The sequence below is a fragment of the Aliiroseovarius sp. CAU 1755 genome, assembly GCF_054482655.1.
Genome location: NZ_JBTLRH010000002.1, coordinates 403956 through 415514, shown reverse-complemented (window position 1 = coordinate 415514; position 11559 = coordinate 403956). Strand labels below are relative to the sequence as shown.

The 11559-nt window shown below is 58.7% G+C and carries 14 protein-coding genes; 4 read left to right on the top strand and 10 right to left on the bottom strand.

Translation table 11 applies throughout. The features are described 5' to 3' along the window. Positions 1 to 6 precede the first annotated feature (6 nt). The 6 genes from ACXYMP_RS09175 to ACXYMP_RS09150 all read right to left on the bottom strand — a co-directional run bounded on the left by ACXYMP_RS09175 (position 7) and on the right by ACXYMP_RS09150 (position 4934). Positions 7 to 642, bottom strand: a complete 636-nt coding sequence (locus ACXYMP_RS09175; protein ID WP_458905822.1) for a glutathione S-transferase family protein — start codon at positions 640 to 642, stop codon at positions 7 to 9. Positions 643 to 670: 28 nt separating this feature from the next. Beyond that, positions 671 to 883, bottom strand: coding sequence for a hypothetical protein (locus ACXYMP_RS09170; RefSeq protein ID WP_248364151.1), 213 nt, complete (start codon positions 881 to 883; stop codon positions 671 to 673). 27 nt (positions 884 to 910) lie between these two features. Next, on the bottom strand, positions 911 to 2683 hold the full coding sequence (locus ACXYMP_RS09165; protein WP_298565350.1) for an acyl-CoA dehydrogenase C-terminal domain-containing protein: 1773 nt from the start codon (positions 2681 to 2683) through the stop codon (positions 911 to 913). Between the two features lie 11 nt (positions 2684 to 2694). Beyond that, the gene (locus ACXYMP_RS09160) at positions 2695 to 3096 is read right to left on the bottom strand and encodes a MerR family transcriptional regulator (protein ID WP_298565352.1); all 402 of its coding nucleotides are present in this window, start codon (positions 3094 to 3096) and stop codon (positions 2695 to 2697) included. A gap of 249 nt (positions 3097 to 3345) precedes the next feature. After that, on the bottom strand, positions 3346 to 3714 hold the full coding sequence (locus ACXYMP_RS09155) for a MerR family transcriptional regulator (RefSeq protein WP_298565354.1): 369 nt from the start codon (positions 3712 to 3714) through the stop codon (positions 3346 to 3348). Positions 3715 to 3809: 95 nt separating this feature from the next. After that, positions 3810 to 4934 carry a putative manganese transporter gene (locus ACXYMP_RS09150; protein ID WP_298565356.1) on the bottom strand — a complete coding sequence of 375 codons (1125 nt, stop codon included), beginning with the start codon at positions 4932 to 4934 and terminating at the stop codon, positions 3810 to 3812. Between the two features lie 104 nt (positions 4935 to 5038). Between ACXYMP_RS09150 and ACXYMP_RS09145 the strand changes: the two genes are divergently transcribed. The 3 genes from ACXYMP_RS09145 to ACXYMP_RS09135 are packed head-to-tail and all read left to right on the top strand — an operon-like array spanning position 5039 to position 7361. Beyond that, positions 5039 to 5530: a PaaI family thioesterase gene (locus tag ACXYMP_RS09145; protein WP_298565358.1), complete on the top strand. Its 492-nt coding sequence runs from the start codon at positions 5039 to 5041 to the stop codon at positions 5528 to 5530. Further along, positions 5527 to 6042, top strand: a complete 516-nt coding sequence (locus ACXYMP_RS09140) for a PaaI family thioesterase (protein ID WP_458905818.1) — start codon at positions 5527 to 5529, stop codon at positions 6040 to 6042. Before ACXYMP_RS09145 ends, ACXYMP_RS09140 begins: the two co-directional genes overlap by 4 nt. Then, entirely contained in the window at positions 6039 to 7361 is a 1323-nt protein-coding gene (locus tag ACXYMP_RS09135) for an MATE family efflux transporter (RefSeq protein ID WP_458905816.1), read from the top strand. Before ACXYMP_RS09140 ends, ACXYMP_RS09135 begins: the two co-directional genes overlap by 4 nt. Here ACXYMP_RS09135 and arsC read toward each other — a convergent pair. Genes arsC through ACXYMP_RS09120 form a run of 3 tightly spaced genes read right to left on the bottom strand, consistent with a single transcriptional unit; the run spans position 7358 to position 9095 of the window. After that, the gene (gene arsC, locus ACXYMP_RS09130) at positions 7358 to 7699 is read right to left on the bottom strand and encodes an arsenate reductase (glutaredoxin) (protein WP_458905814.1); all 342 of its coding nucleotides are present in this window, start codon (positions 7697 to 7699) and stop codon (positions 7358 to 7360) included. The genes ACXYMP_RS09135 and arsC overlap by 4 nt on opposite strands. Continuing rightward, the gene (locus ACXYMP_RS09125; RefSeq protein WP_458905812.1) at positions 7696 to 8760 is read right to left on the bottom strand and encodes a quinone-dependent dihydroorotate dehydrogenase; all 1065 of its coding nucleotides are present in this window, start codon (positions 8758 to 8760) and stop codon (positions 7696 to 7698) included. The genes arsC and ACXYMP_RS09125 overlap by 4 nt, the downstream gene beginning before the upstream one ends. Further along, positions 8757 to 9095 carry a DUF952 domain-containing protein gene (locus ACXYMP_RS09120; protein ID WP_298566165.1) on the bottom strand — a complete coding sequence of 113 codons (339 nt, stop codon included), beginning with the start codon at positions 9093 to 9095 and terminating at the stop codon, positions 8757 to 8759. The genes ACXYMP_RS09125 and ACXYMP_RS09120 overlap by 4 nt, the downstream gene beginning before the upstream one ends. 180 nt (positions 9096 to 9275) lie before the next feature. On the opposite strand from ACXYMP_RS09120, the gene ACXYMP_RS09115 reads away from it, so the two are divergent. Then, positions 9276 to 10847: a bifunctional metallophosphatase/5'-nucleotidase gene (locus ACXYMP_RS09115; protein WP_458905810.1), complete on the top strand. Its 1572-nt coding sequence runs from the start codon at positions 9276 to 9278 to the stop codon at positions 10845 to 10847. 112 nt (positions 10848 to 10959) lie between these two features. On the opposite strand, the gene ACXYMP_RS09110 is transcribed toward ACXYMP_RS09115, so the two are convergent. Next, the gene (locus ACXYMP_RS09110) at positions 10960 to 11514 is read right to left on the bottom strand and encodes a flavodoxin family protein (RefSeq protein WP_458905808.1); all 555 of its coding nucleotides are present in this window, start codon (positions 11512 to 11514) and stop codon (positions 10960 to 10962) included. Positions 11515 to 11559 lie beyond the last annotated feature (45 nt).

The following is an 11559-nucleotide window of genomic DNA, read 5'->3' as shown; positions in this document are numbered from 1 at the left end:
TCGAGATCACGCGCGGTCCGCAGGGGAGCCGGGCATCAGGTCATAGGGGTGTTTCCAGCCGGGCGTTTCCGAAATACGGGTCAGCCAAGCATCGATTGCGGGCCATTCGGCGCGGTCAAAGCCAAAGGGTTCAGGGTAAAACAGGTAGCCACAGCACGAGATATCGGCGAGCGTGATGGCGTCGCCGACCAGCCAGTTGCGCTTGCTCAGTTCGTCTTCCAGCACTTTGAAAGCGCCTTTCAAACGAGCCTGATTGAAGGCGATCACTTCGGCAGGGCGCTTGTCTTCGGGCAGGAAGTTCATCAAGAACCGGGTGTTTCCCGCGACCGACGACATCTTGTGATTGTCCCAAAACTGCCAGCGCAGGATTTCACGCCGTTCATTCGCGCTACGCCCGCCCAGCTTGCCGGATTTCGAGGACACATAGTCCTGAATGACGCCGGATTGCGACAGCGTCACATCCCCGTCGATCATTACCGGCACCTCGCCCATCGGGTTCAGTTCGCGAAACTCGGGGCTGCGGGTTTCGCCGTTGAAGAAGTCGACGAAGACGGGTTCCCATTCCAGCTCGGACAATTCCAGTGTCAAAGCGGCTTTGTAGGCGTTTCCGCTTTCACCGAAGCAATAGAGTTTGATCGTCATCGTTCCCTCCCGTTGAACGTGGCCCGCATCAGCGTTTGCGTGCGTCCAGTTCAGAGTTGAACAGCCGCAAACGGGCCGTCAGGTTTTCTTCGTCCGTTACACTGTCGAAATGCTCAAACAGGAAGGACAGGGCTTCACCTTCGTCAAGCCCTGCCTCTTTCGCGAAACGCCTGAGCCGACGATAGCCATCCTCTGTCATGGCACAGGGGAAGCGGCGGGTCAGTTTGAAACGTTTCGGCATGGTCTCTCCTTGCTTGGGTTGCCCAGATCAGAACGCGTCAGCGTCCAGAGCCATCACGGTCTCCGCGCCGCTTTCGATGCGGGACAGATGCATGGCCGTGGCGGGCAGGCGGCGTGCCATATAGTAGCGCGCGGTGGCCAGTTTGGTTTCATAAAACGTGGCGTCAGCTGCGCCGTTTGCAAGGGCGTCCAGCGCAGCGCGCGCCTGTTGTGCCCAAGCGTAGCCCAAGCAGACATGACCAAACAGGTGCATGAAATCATAGCTGCCAGCGAGCGCGTTGTTGGGATTTTTCATGCCGTTTTGCATGAAATACATCGACGCGGCTTGCAGGTGCTTTGACGCTTCTTTCAGCGGCTCGATGAAATCCTTCATTTCATCGCTGTCCTGTTCTTTGCAATAGGACTTGATCAACTCAAAGAACGCCATGATCGGCTTGCCGCCATCTGCGGCCAGCTTGCGACCCACAAGGTCCAGCGCCTGCACGCCGTTGGCCCCTTCATAGATCTGGGCAATACGAGCGTCGCGGACGAACTGGCTCATCCCATGTTCTTCGATATAGCCGTGGCCGCCAAAGACCTGCTGGGCCAGCACCGTCATGTCAAAGCCCTGATCGGTCAGGAAGCCTTTCAGGACAGGTGTCATCAGGCTGATCAGGCCGTCCGCTTCTTTGTCACCCGAACGATGCGCCTGGTCGATCAGCAGCGCGCCCCAGAGCAGGAAGCCGCGCGCGCCTTCGATAAAGCTTTTCTGGTCCATCAGCGACCGGCGGATATCCGGGTGCACGATCAGCGGATCGGCGGGGCCGTCCGGGTTTTTCGCGCCCGTCACGTCGCGCCCTTGCAAACGGTCCTTGGCATAGATCACGGCGTTCTGATAGGCCGCTTCGGCTTGCGCCAGACCTTGCATGCCCACGCCCAGACGGGCCTCGTTCATCATGGTGAACATGGCGCGCATGCCTTTGTGCATGTCACCCAGCAGATAACCCGTCGCCTCGTCGTAGTTCATGACACAGGTCGCGTTGCCGTGGATGCCCATCTTGTGCTCGATATTGCCGACCGTCACGCCGTTGCGTGACCCGACCGAGCCATCTTCGTTCAGGTTGAACTTCGGCACGATGAACAGCGAGACGCCCTTGATGCCGTCAGGCCCACCAGGGATTTTCGCCAGCACAAGGTGGATGACGTTTTCCGACATGTCGTGATCGCCGGCCGAGATGAAGATCTTCTGGCCCGAGATTTTATAGGACCCATCATCCTGCGGTTCGGCCTTGGTCCGCATCAGACCCAGATCGGTGCCGCAATGGGGTTCGGTCAGGTTCATCGTCCCGGTCCATTCACAGCTGACCATCTTGGGCAGATAAGTCGCTTTCTGCTCGTCCGTGCCGTGCGCCAAAATGGCCGACGCGGCACCGTGAGTCAGGCCCTGATACATGGTGAAGGATTGGTTTGCGGCCGAGAACATCTCGCCCACAGCCGTGCCCAGCAGAACGGGCATGTTCTGACCGCCGAATTCTTCGGGCATGTCCAGCCCAGTCCAGCCACCTTCCTTCATTTGCTCAAACGCGGCCTTGAAGCCAGCGGGGGTATAAACCACGCCATTTTCCAGACGGCACCCTTCATGGTCGCCGGTGATGTTCAAGGGCGTAAGAACCTCGCTCGCGACTTTGCCGGCTTCTTCCAGAACAGCACCCGTGAAATCGGGTTCCAGTTCGTCATATCCGGGGATGTCTTGTTTGTCTGCCTTGAGCACTTCATGCAGAAGGAAGGCCATGTCCTTGGTCGGAGCGGTGTAGCTGGGCATAGAGGTCGTCCTTATTTCGGGTCTGAATTGTCATCGTCGAATGTGGCGATCTTTTCGTTCACCCAATTCAACTGTTTTGTCAGATCGTCGATGGCATCATCCAGCTCTTCGCGTTGACGTTTAAGGTCTTCGAGATGACCCAAAGCCACGTCGTAGGTCCGCTTAAGCTGCAGCTTTTGTTGGTCGCCGCGGTGATACAGGTCCAGAAGCTGGCGAATTTCTTCCAGCGAAAAGCCAAAGCGCTTACCGCGCAGGATCAGCTTCAAACGTGCGCGATCACGCCTGGTAAACAAGCGTTTCTGGCCTTCACGGATCGGCGCGATCAACTCTTTCGCTTCATAAAAGCGGAGCGTGCGCGCGGTGACATTGAAAGCCTCGCACATCTGGCGAATGGTCATGAGTTCGTCGGTCATACTATCTCCAATCACTACCCGACACCGGCAACATGATCTAACCGGGTCTTCTTACAATGTAGCTTTACGTTTACGTAAATGTAACGTGGCGTCAGGGTTTTTCTTGTCGTAACGTCACGTCTCGAAAATCGAGGGTGACGTAACGGTATGTTTTTCATATAAAAATCAACTTACGCTAGGTAAGTCAAAAACTGCTCAAAAAAGCACAAACCCGCCAGAGCAGCAGGAAAACAAGGGAATCAGGCGGGTCTAGCCCAGCGCTTTGGCAACATCGTCACGTAGCTTTTGCAGATCTTCGATGCTTTCAGACAGCTGGTCGAATTGCGCGCGCAGATCGGTTAGCTGGCGGTCAGCAAGCTCGACCCAAGCGCGGTTCTGGGCCTCGGTTCCCTTTTCATCGTAGATCAAAAGCCACTGTCGAAGCTCTTCCAAAGAAAACCCGAAGCGTCGCCCCCTGAGAATCAACGTCATGCGAGCAACCTCGCGCGGGGTGTAGAAACGCGACCGGCCTTCCTTTTCGGGGCTCAGCAATTCGATGTATTCGTAGTATCTGAGCGTGCGCGGGGTAACGTCGAACTTGGCGCACATTTCCTTGAAGGTCAGGCGGTCTTCGGCCATGAGGATTCCCTTGCGGTCTTTTCAACAGCAAGCGTAATGGACCCGCGCGCATGGTGCAATTGCGTAGAACCACCTGCGGCGCGCGCCCATGCCCGTCAGTTCATGAAACCGGGTGCCAGAAAATAGAACGTATAAGCGACGATCAGCGCTGGGATGGTAGAATAAAGCGTCGCCACAATGGCGGCCTTGGGGTTCAGCGCAATCGCTGGGAACAATGCGTCTCCGTCGTTCGAAATGGCGTTCCCGACAAGCGAAGCAAACGGAATGACGCCATTCAGAAATAGCGTAGCGACCAGAACCTGCGGACCGCAACCGGGGATCAGGCCCACAATAATGGCCATGAGCGGCAGAAGCGGCGCAATTGACTGGAACAGCAATTCAATGTCCAGACCCGCGAACTCCGCCACATAGTCATACGCCAGGTAGGCACCGATCACCCAGACCGAGATGAAGCTGGTTTCTTCGGCCATCCGTGTGATGGGGCTGTCTTTGGCGTTGGTCATCGCGGCCAGTTTCGACGTGGCCCAAATTGTCAGGCCCAGAAAGGTGCCGGTCAGGGCAAGCCACTGGACCGGTATCCCGAAGATTGCGTTGATTTCGACCTGTGCCAACTGCGCAGCGCCAACCGTGAAGCCCGGAATGGCGAGCAACAGATACGCGATGTCTTGCAAGCGGGTGCGCCCGATCAGCGGGGCAAGCTCGCAACTGGCAAGATTTCCAGCGCGGTATTCCACTTTATGGAAGTGGTCGACCAGCCAGCCCGACAAGATGCCGACGACCAGAGACAAAGGCAGCACCACAAGGGCTGCATCGGGGCGGGTGGCGATCAACAGAAAGGCCGCATCACCCATGGTGGCGGTCAGTGTCGCGACCACGGCGCCAAAGCCAACATGGCCCGAGCTATAAGCCGCGACAACGACAACGGCACCGCCACAGCCCGGTGTGGTGCCCAGAAGTGCCGCCAGCGGCACCTGTGCTCCGCGTGCTCTGGACAGGCTTTCACCGATGTCAAAATCGAACAGTCGCTCTGCGCCATAAAAGATCAAAAGCGTGGCGGCGACGAAAACCGATACCTGCACATAGGCATCGGTCATCAATTCGCGTGTCAATTCACCCAGATGGCCGGGGGCAAGCGCCAGAACAGCCATGATAGCCAGCACCAGCAGGCGCCTAGGGCGAAACGTCCCCACGGGGGCGGTAATGGCTGTTGCGTCAGTCATGACTACTCTTTTAGTTGCGAATAATTCTTAATTGCGAAAGTAGGGGCTGGACGCGGCAATTGCAAGGGCCAATAAAAGGCAGGAAGCGCCAAAGGGGAACTTGGATGATCAAGAATCTGACGCCAGAGAAAAAGGCTGAAATTGCCCGGAAATTTACCGAAGCGATCCCTCATTGCGGTGCCTTGGGCATGACGCTTGACGCATTGGGCGAAGGCGAGGCGGTGATGTCCATGCCCTATGATGAACGCTTTATCGGCGATCCACGCTCGGGTGTGATCCACGGCGGTGCAGTGTCGGCGCTGATGGACACCTGCTGCGGATCTGCGGTGATGAGCCATCCCGACGCGCCTGCGATCACCGCGACGATTGACCTGCGCATCGACTATATGCGCCCTGCCACACCCGGCCAGAAGATCACTGCCCGTGCGACCTGCTACCACGTCACGCGCTCGGTCGCGTTTGTGCGTGCGGTGGCGCTGGACGAAGACGAAAGTCGCCCGGTCGCGACCGCAACAGGCGCATTTTCGGCGGACGGCGACCCAAGACGGCGCTCCACCGAAATCTCAGCCGAGATCAGCGGAGGCGAAAAGCCATGAGCGGCACGCCTAAGCGCCCCCGTCCCGAGCCCGTTGAAGTGGTCAAGCAGCGCCGCGATGCCACCTTGTCTGCACTGGTCAACAGCGTGCCTTATCTGACCTTCCTCGGGATCAGCATCGAACGCCACGGGGACGAGCTGACGGCGATCCTGCCGTTTTCGGACAAGCTGATCGGCAACCCGTTGCTGCCTGCTATTCACGGCGGGGTCACGGCTGCGTTTCTGGAAACCGCGGCGGTGATCGAACTCAGCTGGGTCTCGCTGTGGGAGGATATGGAGACGGGCAAGTTGGACCCCGGCACGCTGGGGCCGGACAACCTGCCATATCTGCCCAAGACCATCGACTTCTCGATTGATTACCTGCGCTCCGGTCTGCCGCGCGACGCCTATGCGCGGGCGCGGATCGTGCGGCAGGGGCGACGTTACGCGTCCGTCCATGTCGAGGCGTGGCAAGACAACCGCAACAAGCTTTATGCGCAGGCCACGGGCCATTTCCTGATGCCTACGAAATGAACGGGGCCGCTGCCCGAACCTCGCCCATCACGCATCGTCGCATTCTGGCCGTCGCGGGACCGATTGTCCTGTCAAATGTCACCGTGCCCATTTTGGGAGTGGTCGACACAGGCGTCATTGGGCAGTTGGGGCAAGCGGCACCGATTGGTGCAGTTGGGATCGGCGCCGTTGTCCTGTCGAGCTTCTATTGGCTGTTCGGGTTTCTGAGAATGGGCACCGCCGGCCTGACGGCGCAAGCCTATGGCGCGGGGCGTGCGGGCGAGGTGTCAGCCATGCTGACGCGCGCGTTGTTGATTGCAGCCACAGCGGGACTGGCGCTGATCGTGCTGCAAGTCCCGTTGTTCTGGTCGGCGTTCAAAGCGGCACCCGCCTCAGCCGAGGTCGAGCGCATGGCGCGGGACTATCTTGCCATCCGCATCTGGGGCGCGCCGTTTGCCATTGCGATCTTTGCCTTCACCGGCTGGCTGATCGCTTTGGAGCGTGCCAAATCTGTGCTTGTCCTGCAGGTCGCAATGAACGGCGTCAATCTTGTTTTGGATTTCTGGTTTGTCCTGGGGCTTGGTTGGGGGATTGAAGGGGTCGCTGTTGCCAGCCTGATCGCCGAACTTGGCGGCGCGGTGCTGGCGCTTTGGCTGTGCCGGGATGTGTTTGCCAATGCCGCATGGCGTGATCGGGCGCGTGTGCTGGATACAATGACATTGAAGCGCATGGCGGTGGTCAACTCGGACATCCTGATCCGGTCGCTGATGCTGACCGCGATCTTCACCAGCTTCATGTTTTTCGGTGCGCGGTTCTCGGACGTAGAGCTGGCGGCCAATCAGATTTTACTGCAATTCCTGAATGTGGCCGCCTATGCGATGGACGGGTTCGCCTTCGGGGCCGAGACCTTCGTGGGGCAGGCGCTGGGCGCACGCAACAAGGCGGGGCTGCGCCGGGCCGCGATCATGTCCAGCCAATGGGGGGCAGGCATATCGGGCGTGTTGGCGCTGGGGTTTTTATTGTTTGGCGGGATGGCAATTGACCTGATGACCACCGCAGAAGACGTGCGGGCAATGGCGCGGGTGTTTCTTGTCTATATGGTGTTGGCCCCATTGGTGGGGTGGCCGTCATGGATGTTGGACGGGATATTCATCGGTGCAACCCGCACGGCTGACATGCGCAACATGATGGTGGTGTCCACCGTGATCTATATCGTCGCGGTGCTGACCCTGATGCCCTTGTTCGGCAATCACGGTCTTTGGTTGGCGCTTCTGATTTCATTCATCGCACGTGGCGTGACACTTGGTTTGCGCTATCCGGCGTTAGAGGCAGCGGTTTAAAGAATGTCGATCACGCTTTCGGGCGGGCGACCGATGCGGGCCTTGCCGTCTTTGATCACGATGGGGCGTTCGATCAGTTTGGGGTGCGTGACCATGGCAGCGATCAGGTCGTCGGCGGGTGTGTCTTTGGACAGTCCTAGCTCTTTGAACAGCACTTCGCCTTTGCGCATCATACCGATTGGGCTGACACCAAGCGCGGTCAACACCGCGCGCAGGGCTGTTTCGTCCGGGGCGTCGTCAAGATAGCGGCGCATGGTCACATCCTCGCCGCGCGCTTCAAGGAGCGCCAGAGTCTGGCGCGATTTTGAGCAACGCGGATTGTGCCAAATCTCGGTCATAGCCAGTCCTTTCGACCAGTGCCGACCGCGTCTGACACATGATCAAAGCCGTCGCGTTCCAAAAGCTTATCGAGCCCCAAGGCGATCTCTTCCACCAAGCTGAGCCCCTTATAGGCCAGCGCCGAATACAGCTGCACGATAGAGGCACCGGCGCGGATCTTTTGATAGGCATCTTGGGCCGACGCAATGCCGCCCACCCCGATCAGGGGCATCCTGGCGTCCGTCAATTCGGACAGACGGGCCAGAACGCGGGTCGATTTCTCAAACAAGGGCGGGCCAGACAGACCACCGGCCTCGGTTTTATGACGGCTTTGCAACCCGTCGCGCGACAAAGTGGTGTTGGTGGCGATGATGGCGTCCACGTTGACTTCTTGCGCCACAGCGGCCAGTTCGGCCAATTCCGCATCGGTCAGGTCGGGTGCGATCTTCAAGAAGATTGGCGTGTATTTGTCCTGCTTTTCGCGTGCGCCCAGTACAGCGGACAACACCCCGCGCAGCGCATCTGCCCCTTGCAGGTCACGCAGTTTCTCGGTGTTTGGCGAACTGACATTGACGGTGGCGAAATCCACGAATGGTCCGCACGTTTCAAACACCCGCACGAAATCGGCGGCGCGATCGTCGCTGTCCTTGTTTGCACCAAGGTTCAGCCCAACCGGCACCGGACGGCGACGCGACCGGCGGGTCAGACGGGCGGCTGCGGCCTCCATCCCTTCGTTGTTAAAGCCAAAGCGGTTGATGACGGCTTGGTCCTCGGACAGTCGAAAAAGGCGAGGCTTGGGGTTGCCGGGTTGCGGGCGCGGGGTCACCGCGCCGACTTCGACAAAACCGAACCCGGCTTGGGTCAAGGCGTCGACGACAGTGGCATTCTTGTCATAGCCTGCAGCAAGCCCGATGGGGTTGAGAAGATCCATGCCACAAAACGTCGTCTTGATACGGTCGGTCGTTACCAAGCCAGAAAAAGGCACAACGCCCGCTTTCATCGCCATCAGTGCCAATCCGTGCGAACGTTCCGGGTCGATTTGGTGAAGCGCCTTCAGCGCGATTTTTTCGATCAGGTTCATGCCAATGTCTCTGGAAAGATGTGCCCGTCGGGGCCAAGGGGCAGGGCGCGGTGCCACAGGGCTTCGGACAGCATGAGGTCACGGTAAAGATGTGGGAACAATGCGCCACCGCGTGATGGTTCCCATTTCAGAGCGCTGCCCAACGCATGTGCATCAAAGGCAACCAGCATCAGCCCGTCTTCACCGGCAAAATGCTTTGCTGCGGTTTCTTGGGCCTGCTCGGCGGTCGAGAAATGGATAAAGCCATCGGCAAGATCGACTGGGGCGCCCAGCGTTTTGCCTGTATCTTGAAACATTTGCCATTCATCGGCGCGAAAAATTTTGTAAATCTGCATGGCCTTCATGTGCCGCGCAGGGGCTTCGTCGTCAAGTAACATTGGTCGATCTGCACAAAAGCCTCGCATTTTGTCCGCATCCTTCCCGTTACGTCAACGTGCTGTGCAGATCGTGATCTTTGACAAGGTGACCCGACTCGCGTCACCTTGTTTGCAGACCATTAAAACCAGGGGGATCCCATGATTACGCGTTTCATGACTACGGTTGCGGCATTGGCCGTTACGGCTGGCACAGCGGCGGCAGACTATACGTTGACTGTTCTGCACACGAATGACTTCCATGCCCGTTTCGAACCGATCAGCAAATACGATTCCGGCTGCTCCGCGGAAGACAACACTGCGGGCGAATGTTTTGGCGGCTCTGCACGCCTTGTCAGCGCCATCGCCGAGGCGCGCGCGCGCTCGAACAACTCGATCCTTGTGGATGGAGGCGACCAGTTCCAGGGCACGCTGTTTTATACCTATTACAAGGGCAAGCTTGCCGCCGAAATGATGAACAAGATGGGCTATGATGCGATGACCGTGGGCAACCACGAGTTTGACGACGGCCCCGAAGTTCTGCGTGGCTTTATGGATGCGGTAGATTTCCCGGTCCTGATGTCGAACGCTGATGTCTCGGGTGAGCCGCTGTTGGCGGGCGAACTTGCGAAATCGACCGTGATCGAGCGCGGCGGTGAAAAACTGGGTCTGATCGGTCTGACACCACAAGACACCGACGAACTTGCCAGCCCCGGAGACAAGATCGTCTTCACTGATCCGGTTGGCGCGGTGCAGGGAGAGGTCGATAAACTGACCGAAATGGGTGTGAACAAGATTATCGTGCTGAGCCATTCGGGCTATGGCGTCGATCAGAAAGTGGCGGCCGGCACGACGGGCGTGGACATCATTGTGGGTGGGCACACCAACACGCTGCTGTCCAATTCCAACGAGCGCGCCGAAGGGCCGTATCCGACCATGGTCGGGTCGACCGCGATCGTGTCCGCCTATGCCTACGGCAAGTTTCTGGGCGAACTGAACGTCACCTTTGACGACGACGGCAACATCACCGAGGCCAAGGGTGAGCCGATCATCATGGACGCCGCCGTCACTGAGGATGAAGCAACCGTTGCGCGCATTGCCGAAGCTGCGGCACCGCTGGATGAGATCCGCAACAAGGTCGTGGCCCAAACCTCCGAAATGATCGACGGCGAACGGGGGTCGTGCCGCGCGCAGGAATGCGCGATGGGCAACCTCATTGCTGATGCGATGCTGGCGCGTGTGAAGGATCAGGGCATCCAGATCGCGCTGCAAAACGGTGGTGGCATCCGGGCTTCGATCGACGCGGGCGAAGTGACGATGGGCGAAGTCCTGACGGTGCTGCCCTTCCAAAACACGCTGTCGACCTTCCAGGTCAGCGGTGAAACCATCCTTGAGGCGCTTGAAAACGGCGTAAGCCAGTATGAAGAGGCCGCCGGCCGCTTCCCGCAAGTGGCGGGTATGAAATACACCTTTGATCCGGCGAAACCGGCAGGCGAGCGTGTGTCGGACGTGATGGTGATGGAGGGTGATGCCTTTGCACCAATCGACCCGGCCAAAACCTATGGCGTTGTTTCCAACAACTATGTTCGAAACGGCGGAGACGGCTACAAGATGTTCCGGTCGGCAGAAAACGCCTATGATTTCGGCCCAGACCTTGCGGATGTAACGGCCGAGTATCTGGCCAATATGGGAGCGATGGCACCCGTGCTTGATGGGCGCATCACCAAGAAATAAGGTGGTTGATCACCTGACCAAGCCTCCGTCGGGAAACTGGCGGGGGCTTTTTCACGCGGTGTCGCGCGCTGATCGCGGCGAAACGGCGCTGGCCATCACTGTGTCGGCGCGGTTACCGCGCCCAACGGCGCGTCGCCGCGTCAACCCGTGCACCGAAGCGACGGGCGGTGTCCAGATCGTCTTCGAGCAGGTCTTCTTCCGCTCCAAGCTGCTCGGTCACCATCAATCCCAGCCAACTTCCGTCGCGGTTCACGCCGGGCTTGTCAGGATTGGCGGGCGCGCCGATTTCGGCTTGCCCAACCCAGACCATGCCCATCTGGGCAGCAAACACCGAAAGCCGTTGCAAGGTCGCCAGCTTATCGCCCGACGGATGGATCGCCGTGGTAAACCCAGCGGCCAGCTTGTCGACCCAGATCGCGTGTTCCCATCGCTCAGCCGCGTCCTCAAGGAACAGGCTGAACCGTGCGGCAGCGGATCCCATATAGGTGGGCGCCCCAAAGATGATGGCATCGGCGCGATCGAGTGCTTGCCAATCAAGCGCTGTCATATCCGCCACGTCGATAAGCTGGGTGTCGCTCGCGGCTATCCCCTCTGCGATGGCAGAAGCGATCCGTTCCGTGTGTCCAAAGCCCGAGAAATAAGGCAGGCAGATCAAAGTGTTTTTCATGCAGCCAAGATGACGAAACTGGCGGCGAAGTCAAAGGCAAGCTAG

Excerpts from the sequence above, each read along its gene's own strand:
- ACXYMP_RS09150 (WP_298565356.1), bottom strand. The coding sequence starts at position 4,934 with ATGACTGACGCAACAGCCATTACCGCCCCCGTGGGGACGTTTCGCCCT.
- arsC (WP_458905814.1), bottom strand. The coding sequence starts at position 7,699 with ATGACCGAGATTTGGCACAATCCGCGTTGCTCAAAATCGCGCCAGACT.
- ACXYMP_RS09175 (WP_458905822.1), bottom strand. The coding sequence starts at position 642 with ATGACGATCAAACTCTATTGCTTCGGTGAAAGCGGAAACGCCTACAAA.
- ACXYMP_RS09155 (WP_298565354.1), bottom strand. The coding sequence starts at position 3,714 with ATGGCCGAAGACCGCCTGACCTTCAAGGAAATGTGCGCCAAGTTCGAC.
- ACXYMP_RS09145 (WP_298565358.1), top strand. The coding sequence starts at position 5,039 with ATGATCAAGAATCTGACGCCAGAGAAAAAGGCTGAAATTGCCCGGAAA.
- ACXYMP_RS09120 (WP_298566165.1), bottom strand. The coding sequence starts at position 9,095 with ATGCAGATTTACAAAATTTTTCGCGCCGATGAATGGCAAATGTTTCAA.
- ACXYMP_RS09110 (WP_458905808.1), bottom strand. The coding sequence starts at position 11,514 with ATGAAAAACACTTTGATCTGCCTGCCTTATTTCTCGGGCTTTGGACAC.
- ACXYMP_RS09165 (WP_298565350.1), bottom strand. The coding sequence starts at position 2,683 with ATGCCCAGCTACACCGCTCCGACCAAGGACATGGCCTTCCTTCTGCAT.
- ACXYMP_RS09140 (WP_458905818.1), top strand. The coding sequence starts at position 5,527 with ATGAGCGGCACGCCTAAGCGCCCCCGTCCCGAGCCCGTTGAAGTGGTC.
- ACXYMP_RS09135 (WP_458905816.1), top strand. The coding sequence starts at position 6,039 with ATGAACGGGGCCGCTGCCCGAACCTCGCCCATCACGCATCGTCGCATT.
- ACXYMP_RS09170 (WP_248364151.1), bottom strand. The coding sequence starts at position 883 with ATGCCGAAACGTTTCAAACTGACCCGCCGCTTCCCCTGTGCCATGACA.
- ACXYMP_RS09160 (WP_298565352.1), bottom strand. The coding sequence starts at position 3,096 with ATGACCGACGAACTCATGACCATTCGCCAGATGTGCGAGGCTTTCAAT.
- ACXYMP_RS09125 (WP_458905812.1), bottom strand. The coding sequence starts at position 8,760 with ATGAACCTGATCGAAAAAATCGCGCTGAAGGCGCTTCACCAAATCGAC.
- ACXYMP_RS09115 (WP_458905810.1), top strand. The coding sequence starts at position 9,276 with ATGATTACGCGTTTCATGACTACGGTTGCGGCATTGGCCGTTACGGCT.